The organism is Pseudomonas saudimassiliensis (assembly GCF_000939975.1).
Taxonomy (GTDB): Bacteria; Pseudomonadota; Gammaproteobacteria; order Pseudomonadales; family Pseudomonadaceae; genus Halopseudomonas; species Halopseudomonas saudimassiliensis.
Genome location: NZ_LK391969.1, coordinates 3,332,359 through 3,338,867 on the forward strand (window position 1 = coordinate 3,332,359; position 6,509 = coordinate 3,338,867).

The window sequence follows — 6,509 nt, forward strand, 5'->3', positions numbered from 1 at the left end:
CAATGGATAGTAAGCGAATTGGTCTGCTGGTGGGCTGCATGATGGTGTTGGCAGGGTGTGCCGGCTCGGGCGGTACCATCCCGGTAACCGACTCCGGGCGGCCGGTATCCAATGAGGATATGCAGAGCGGCGCGGGCCGGCCGGCAAGTCAACCTCAGACCCAGCCACAGCAGCCGGTCGACGAGGGTGTGGTGGTGCTGGTGCCTGACGGGGAGGGTGGCTCCAGTGCCGTCGAGTCTTACCCCCTCGACAGCGCGCCGATCAGCAGCCAGCCGTCGGGCCAGGCGCCATCGTCAAGCGGCGCCGGAGCAGGCGCGCTGCAGGAAGACGAACAGCTGGCCGGTCCGGTGCTGGCACTGCTCACCTCCGCCCGCCAGCAGGAGGGCAGCGGAGACCTTAGCAGCGCCTCAGCAAGCCTTGAGCGCGCCCTGCGGATTGCGCCGCGCGAGCCCCAGGTGTTGTACCGTCTGGCCAAGGTACGGCTGGATCAGGGCGATGCCGCCCAGGCGGAGCAGTTGGCCCGCCGCGGCCTGTCCTATGCGTCCGGCAGGCCTGCGCTGCAGGCTAGTCTGTGGGGTCTGGTAGCCGATGCGCGGGAGCGTCAGGGTGACCGGGCCGGCGCTGCCCAGGCCCGTGAGCGGGCCAAGGTGGCACTCTAATGCAGCCGTGGCACGAACTGGCCGATGCGCTGCTGGAGCTCGAATGTGAGCTCCGGGCGCTTGGTTTGTGGTCGGCCGAGGCGCCCTCGGCTGCGGCCTTGTCCAGCCAGCAACCGTTCTGCGTGGACACCCTGGATTTCGACGCCTGGCTGCAGTGGATCTTTATCCCCCGCATGGCCCAGCTCATTGAAAACAGCGGCCCTATGCCAGGCGGCTGCAACATCCTGCCGATGGGCGAAGAGGCCTTTGCACCCCTGGGGCGTCGCCGTCATCAGTTGCTGGCAGCCCTGGGCCGCATTGATCGTCTGGCGGTAGCGCTGGCCGCTCAGGGCTGAGCGCTGCAGTTCTCCTGCAGGTTCTCCTGCGTCTGGCTGATCAGCCGCTGGCGCTCGTCTTCCCCGATACGCTCGACGTCGCCGGCCTCGTTGGTCCGGCGCAGGCGTGGATTATTCAGGAGGGTCTCCAGATTGCTGCGCAGCTTGTCGCAGGCAGCGGCGCGTTGCTCGGCTTGGGCACGCTCCAGCTTGCGCTGTTCGGCGGCGGCCTCGCGGGCGCTGGTATCAGGCTGCAAGGGCAGAGGGGCGGGTTCGCGTAGCTGGCCACCGGGTGGCGGCGAGGGTTGCACGCGGATCTGCTGGTAGGGGACCCCGGCCGGGGGCAGTTGCCCGTATTGCACCACACCCCGTTCATCCTTCCATTGGTACATCTGCTGCGCCATCGCGCTGTTGCTCAGCAGCCCCAGAGCCAGGGCTATCATCAGTTTGTGCATGGTATCGTCTTCCTTGTCATCTTCGTCCGACCGGTCAGCGGCTCGGCTACTATAGCCAATCGCTGAGGGAGCGGCACTGCTCATCCGTAAAGATGCGTGCGGGGTGGGCTTTTATGCAACTTGACTTGACTTGTTGCCCCCGAGTGTAAACAATTCGGGGTTCTCATAAGCGTGCTGTTGTCGGAGCCTACTCGGCGTCCGGGGCGGCATGCTTTGTTGCTCAATCCAGGAGGCGGACCCGCATGCTCCTGGCCTGGCCCCGCACGCGCTACCTCGCGCTGGGTGAGATTGTCCGGCGACCTGCAGGGACACATCTCCATTGCACGCAGTCAAGCTGTTGCATGACAACCACCGTTGCCATTGCACTGCCGAGCAGTAAAACAGGTATCCTGCCGCTCGCCTGGGGTGAACGGCATGCTAGAGGTGATTCAAAAGTGGAACTTTTATCCGGCGCTGAGATGGTCGTCCGCTCGCTGCGTGACGAGGGTGTTAAATTTATCTACGGGTACCCCGGTGGTGCCCTGCTGCACGTCTATGACGCAATCTTCCGCCAGGACGATGTGACCCATGTGCTGGTGCGCCATGAGCAGGCCGCCGCCCACATGGCTGATGGTTACGCGCGCGCCACCGGCAAGCCCGGCGTGGTGCTGGTGACCTCGGGTCCCGGCGCGACCAATACCATTACCGGTATTGCTACGGCCTACATGGACTCCATCCCGATGGTGGTTATCTCCGGTCAGGTTGCCAGCCATATGGTCGGTACCGACGCGTTCCAGGAAACCGACATGGTCGGCATCTCCCGGCCGATCGTGAAGCACAGCTTCATCGTCAAGGATCCGCGCGAGATCCCCGAGATCGTCAAGAAGGCTTTCTATCTGGCCCAGACCGGTCGTCCCGGTCCGGTCGTCATCGATATCCCGAAGGATATGACCAACCCGGCCGAGAAGTTCGAATACAGCTACCCGAAGAAGGTCAAGCTGCGTTCCTACAACCCGGCTGTCCGCGGTCATTCCGGGCAGATCCGCAAGGCGCTTGAACTGCTGGTCGAGGCGCGTCGCCCGATCATCTACGCCGGTGGCGGCGTAATCATGGGTGGTGCGGCCAAGCAATTGACCGACCTGGGCAAGGAGCTGGGCGTCCCGGTCACCAACACCCTGATGGGGTTGGGCGGCTTCCCGGGTAGCGATCGTCAGTTCCTGGGTATGCTCGGCATGCACGGCAGCTACGTCGCCAACGTTGCGATGCACCATGCGGATGTGGTGATGTGCGTCGGTGCGCGATTCGACGACCGGGTTATCAACGGTGCCAGCAAGTTCTGTCCGAACGCCAAGATCATTCACATCGATATCGATCCGGCGTCCATTTCCAAGACCATCAAGGCCGACATTCCGATCGTGGGTCCGGTCGACAGCGTGCTGACCGAGATGCTGGCCATCTCCCGGGAGCACAAGTTGCGTCCCAACGCCGACGTGCTCGTGGCCTGGTGGAAGCAGGTCGACGAATGGCGCGGTGACGGCAAGCTGTTCCCTTACGATATGGGTGACGGGTCTATCATCAAGCCGCAGACCGTTATCGAGACCATGTGGGATGTCACCAAGGGTGATGCCTATGTGACCTCGGACGTGGGTCAGCACCAGATGTTCGCGGCCCAGTACTATCCGTTCAACAAGCCCAACCGCTGGATCAATTCCGGTGGCCTGGGCACCATGGGCTTCGGTTTGCCAGCGGCCATGGGCGTACAGCTGCATCATCCGGATGCGATAGTCGCCTGCGTCACCGGTGAAGGCAGTATCCAGATGAACATTCAGGAGCTGTCGACCTGCCTGCAGTACGATCTGCCGGTGAAGATCATCACCCTGAACAACCAGGCACTGGGCATGGTTCGCCAGTGGCAGGATATGCAGTACAACAGCCGCTATTCCCATTCCTACATGGAGTCGCTGCCGGATTTCGTCAAGCTGACCGAATCCTACGGCCATATCGGCATGCGGGTGGAAAAGCCGGAAGACCTCAAGCCAGCGATGGAAGAGGCGTTCGCCCAGACCAAGCGGTTGGTGTTCATGGATATCCGTGTGGACAATACCGAGCACGTCTACCCGATGCAGATCGCGGGCGGCTCGATGCGTGACATGTGGCTGAGCAAGACGGAGCGTACCTGACATGAGACATATCATTTCCGTATTGCTGGAAAACGAGCCCGGTGCACTGTCTCGCGTGGTCGGCCTGTTCTCCCAGCGCAACTACAATATCGAGACCCTGACCGTGGCGGCGACCGAGGACCCGACGCTGTCGCGCCTGACGCTGACCACCATCGGCCAGGAAGATGTCATCGAACAGATTACCAAGAACCTCAACAAGCTGATCGAAGTGGTCAAGCTCGTCAATCTGTCCGAAGGGGCGCATATTGAGCGTGAGCTGATGCTGGTCAAGATCAAGGCCACTGGCGCCCAGCGTGCGGAAGTCAAACGCACCACGGATATTTTCCGCGGCCAGATTGTTGATGTGACCAGTAGTGTGTATACCGTTCAGCTTGCAGGCACCTCCGACAAGCTGGATAGTTTTATCGAAGCGGTTGGCCCGGCGACAGTTCTGGAAGTCGTGCGCACCGGTGTATCCGGTATCGCGCGCGGCGAGAAAGTTCTGAGCATTTAAACAATTAAGAGTGGTCCGGCGGGACCCGCATTGAAAGGGGATTTACATGCACGTTTTTTATGACAAAGATTGCGACCTGAGCATCATCCAGGGCAAGAAGGTTGCCATCATCGGTTACGGCTCCCAGGGCCACGCCCACGCCTGCAACCTCCAGGATTCCGGTGTTGACGTAACCGTGGGCCTGCGCCCGGGTTCGTCCTCCATCGCCAAGGCCGAGGCCCATGGCCTGAAAGTCACCGACGTGCCGGCCGCCGTCGCTGCCGCCGACGTGGTCATGATCCTGACTCCGGACGAGTTCCAGTCTCAGCTGTATCGCGATGAGATCGAGCCGAACCTGAAGCAGGGCGCTACCCTGGCGTTCGCCCATGGTTTCGCTATCCACTACAACCAGATCGTACCGCGCAAGGATCTGGACGTGATCATGGTTGCTCCCAAGGCACCGGGCCACACCGTGCGCTCCGAGTTCGTCAAGGGTGGCGGTATTCCTGACCTGATCGCCGTGTTCCAGGACGCCTCCGGCAACGCCAAGAACGTTGCTCTGTCCTATGCCAGCGGCGTGGGCGGCGGCCGTACCGGTATCATCGAAACCACCTTCAAGGACGAGACCGAAACCGACCTGTTCGGCGAGCAGGCAGTTCTGTGTGGTGGCGCGGTCGAACTGGTCAAGGCTGGTTTTGAAGTGCTGACCGAAGCGGGTTATGCGCCGGAAATGGCCTACTTCGAGTGCCTGCACGAGCTGAAGCTGATCGTTGACCTCATGTACGAAGGCGGTATCGCCAACATGAACTACTCGATCTCCAACAACGCCGAGTACGGTGAGTACGTTACCGGTCCGGAAGTGATCAACGACGAGTCCCGGGCTGCCATGCGCAATGCGCTCAAGCGCATCCAGTCTGGTGAATACGCCAAGATGTTCATCGCTGAAGGCGCCCACAACTATCCTTCGATGACTGCTGCCCGTCGTAACAACGCCGCACATCCGATCGAGCAGGTGGGTGAGCAGCTGCGCGGCATGATGCCGTGGATCTCTGCCAACAAGATCGTTGACAAGACCAAGAACTGATTTTCGGTTCGGTTGAAAAAGCGCGGCTCAGGCCGCGTTTTTTTATGCCCGCAGAATGCCGGGACTGGTTATTTGGCGATCAAGTTGCCACACTGTGTAGTCCGGCAAAGTGGCAAGGTAAGCATATGAAAGACGAGCAGCAACACGATTCAGATTTCAATGGTGAGGGCCCGCATACGCTATTGCCTATCGATGAGCATATCGAGGAGGTGCCCGGACCAGACGGTAAGAAGGTGCGACATCGGGGTATCTACCTGTTGCCGAACCTGTTCACCACGGCAGCGCTGTTCTCCGGCTTCTATGCCATTGTCAGTGCGATGAACGGCAACTTTTCCCATGCCGCGATCGCCATCTTCGTGGCGATGGTCCTGGATGGGCTGGACGGCCGTGTGGCGCGCCTGACCAATACCCAGAGCGCCTTTGGCGCCGAGTATGACTCGCTGTCCGACATGGTGGCCTTCGGCGTAGCGCCGGCACTGGTAGCCTTCACCTGGGCGCTGGATGGTATGGGCAAGGTGGGCTGGGTGTTCGCCTTCATCTATGTAGCGGGGGCGGCGTTGCGCCTGGCGCGGTTCAATACCCATATCGGTTCGGAAGACAAGCGCTACTTCACCGGTCTGGCCAGCCCGTCGGCGGCAGGTTTGGTGGCAGGCATGGTCTGGGCGCTGAATGATTTTGGCATCGACGGCGGTGATATTTCCCTGCTGGTAGGTATCCTGACCGCCCTGGGTGGCTTGTTGATGGTTAGCAACGTGCGCTATTACAGCTTCAAGGATCTGGACATGCGCGGCCGGGTGCCGTTCTTCGTCATCCTGCTGGTGGTGCTGGTGTTCGCGGTGATTTCCACCGATCCTTCGCGGATTCTATGGTTCATCTTCATTGCCTACAGTGCGTCGGGGCCGGTGCAGGCGGTATGGCGCTGGCGCCGTCGTCCGGCCGCAGCGGTGGAAGCGGAAAAAGTTGAATAAAACCCCTTGACGGCAAATGTGAGGGGTCTATAATGCGCCCCTCGCACGTCGCGGTGCTTTTCAAAAAGCCCCGTCCAATCAATAAGTTAGCGATAACTTGGGGTTGACAGGCAAGCGAAACGGCGTAGAATGCGCCGCTCACTGAAGAGGCTGGCAAGATCGCTTCTTCACGGTGAAAAAGGATTTTCAGGAAGGCGTTGACAAGGGGTTTGACTCCTGTAGAATGCGCCTCCCTGGCCCGGAACAGCAGCAGCGTTCCAGGCAGGTTTGCCAAGCAGTGCAGCGCTGAAAAGCCTCACAAAAAAGCTTGACGGATCAGAAGGTTGGCGTATAATGCGCGGCCTTGGTTAAGCGGAAACGCGGACCGAATCGCTCTTTAACAAATTGGAATCAAGTTA

General features: G+C 60.5%; 7 protein-coding genes. 6 read left to right on the forward strand and 1 reads right to left on the reverse strand.

The genetic code is table 11. From position 1 onward, the window contains the following. The first annotated feature begins 2 nt into the window (after positions 1-2). Both VG99_RS15340 and VG99_RS15345 read left to right on the forward strand, forming a co-directional pair. Complete coding sequence (locus tag VG99_RS15340; RefSeq protein WP_044501309.1) at positions 3-659, forward strand: tetratricopeptide repeat protein; 657 nt, start codon at positions 3-5, stop codon at positions 657-659. Further along, positions 659-994 carry a YqcC family protein gene (locus VG99_RS15345; RefSeq protein ID WP_044501310.1) on the forward strand — a complete coding sequence of 112 codons (336 nt, stop codon included), beginning with the start codon at positions 659-661 and terminating at the stop codon, positions 992-994. Before VG99_RS15340 ends, VG99_RS15345 begins: the two co-directional genes overlap by 1 nt. On the opposite strand, the gene VG99_RS15350 is transcribed toward VG99_RS15345, so the two are convergent. Next, complete coding sequence (locus VG99_RS15350; RefSeq protein WP_044501311.1) at positions 985-1,428, reverse strand: DUF4124 domain-containing protein; 444 nt, start codon at positions 1,426-1,428, stop codon at positions 985-987. The genes VG99_RS15345 and VG99_RS15350 overlap by 10 nt on opposite strands. Before the next feature lie 434 nt (positions 1,429-1,862). Here VG99_RS15350 and VG99_RS15355 point away from each other — a divergent pair, with 434 nt between their 5' ends. From VG99_RS15355 to pssA, 4 genes are all read left to right on the forward strand, one after another. Beyond that, positions 1,863-3,587, forward strand: coding sequence for an acetolactate synthase 3 large subunit (locus tag VG99_RS15355; RefSeq protein WP_076939772.1), 1,725 nt, complete (start codon positions 1,863-1,865; stop codon positions 3,585-3,587). Position 3,588: 1 nt separating this feature from the next. Further along, on the forward strand, positions 3,589-4,080 hold the full coding sequence (gene ilvN / locus VG99_RS15360; RefSeq protein WP_044501313.1) for an acetolactate synthase small subunit: 492 nt from the start codon (positions 3,589-3,591) through the stop codon (positions 4,078-4,080). 46 nt (positions 4,081-4,126) lie between these two features. Continuing rightward, the gene (gene ilvC, locus VG99_RS15365) at positions 4,127-5,143 is read left to right on the forward strand and encodes a ketol-acid reductoisomerase (RefSeq protein WP_044501314.1); all 1,017 of its coding nucleotides are present in this window, start codon (positions 4,127-4,129) and stop codon (positions 5,141-5,143) included. A gap of 125 nt (positions 5,144-5,268) precedes the next feature. Continuing rightward, positions 5,269-6,111 (forward strand): CDP-diacylglycerol--serine O-phosphatidyltransferase, encoded by an 843-nt coding sequence (gene pssA, locus VG99_RS15370; RefSeq protein ID WP_044501315.1) that lies wholly within the window; start codon positions 5,269-5,271, stop codon positions 6,109-6,111. The last annotated feature ends 398 nt before the right edge of the window (positions 6,112-6,509 follow it).

What these genes read in the sequence shown, in the direction of transcription:
- VG99_RS15345 (WP_044501310.1), top strand. Translation starts at nt 659, where the DNA reads ATGCAGCCGTGGCACGAACTGGCCGATGCGCTGCTGGAGCTCGAATGT.
- ilvC (WP_044501314.1), top strand. Translation starts at nt 4,127, where the DNA reads ATGCACGTTTTTTATGACAAAGATTGCGACCTGAGCATCATCCAGGGC.
- VG99_RS15350 (WP_044501311.1), bottom strand. Translation starts at nt 1,428, where the DNA reads ATGCACAAACTGATGATAGCCCTGGCTCTGGGGCTGCTGAGCAACAGC.
- ilvN (WP_044501313.1), top strand. Translation starts at nt 3,589, where the DNA reads ATGAGACATATCATTTCCGTATTGCTGGAAAACGAGCCCGGTGCACTG.
- pssA (WP_044501315.1), top strand. Translation starts at nt 5,269, where the DNA reads ATGAAAGACGAGCAGCAACACGATTCAGATTTCAATGGTGAGGGCCCG.
- VG99_RS15340 (WP_044501309.1), top strand. Translation starts at nt 3, where the DNA reads ATGGATAGTAAGCGAATTGGTCTGCTGGTGGGCTGCATGATGGTGTTG.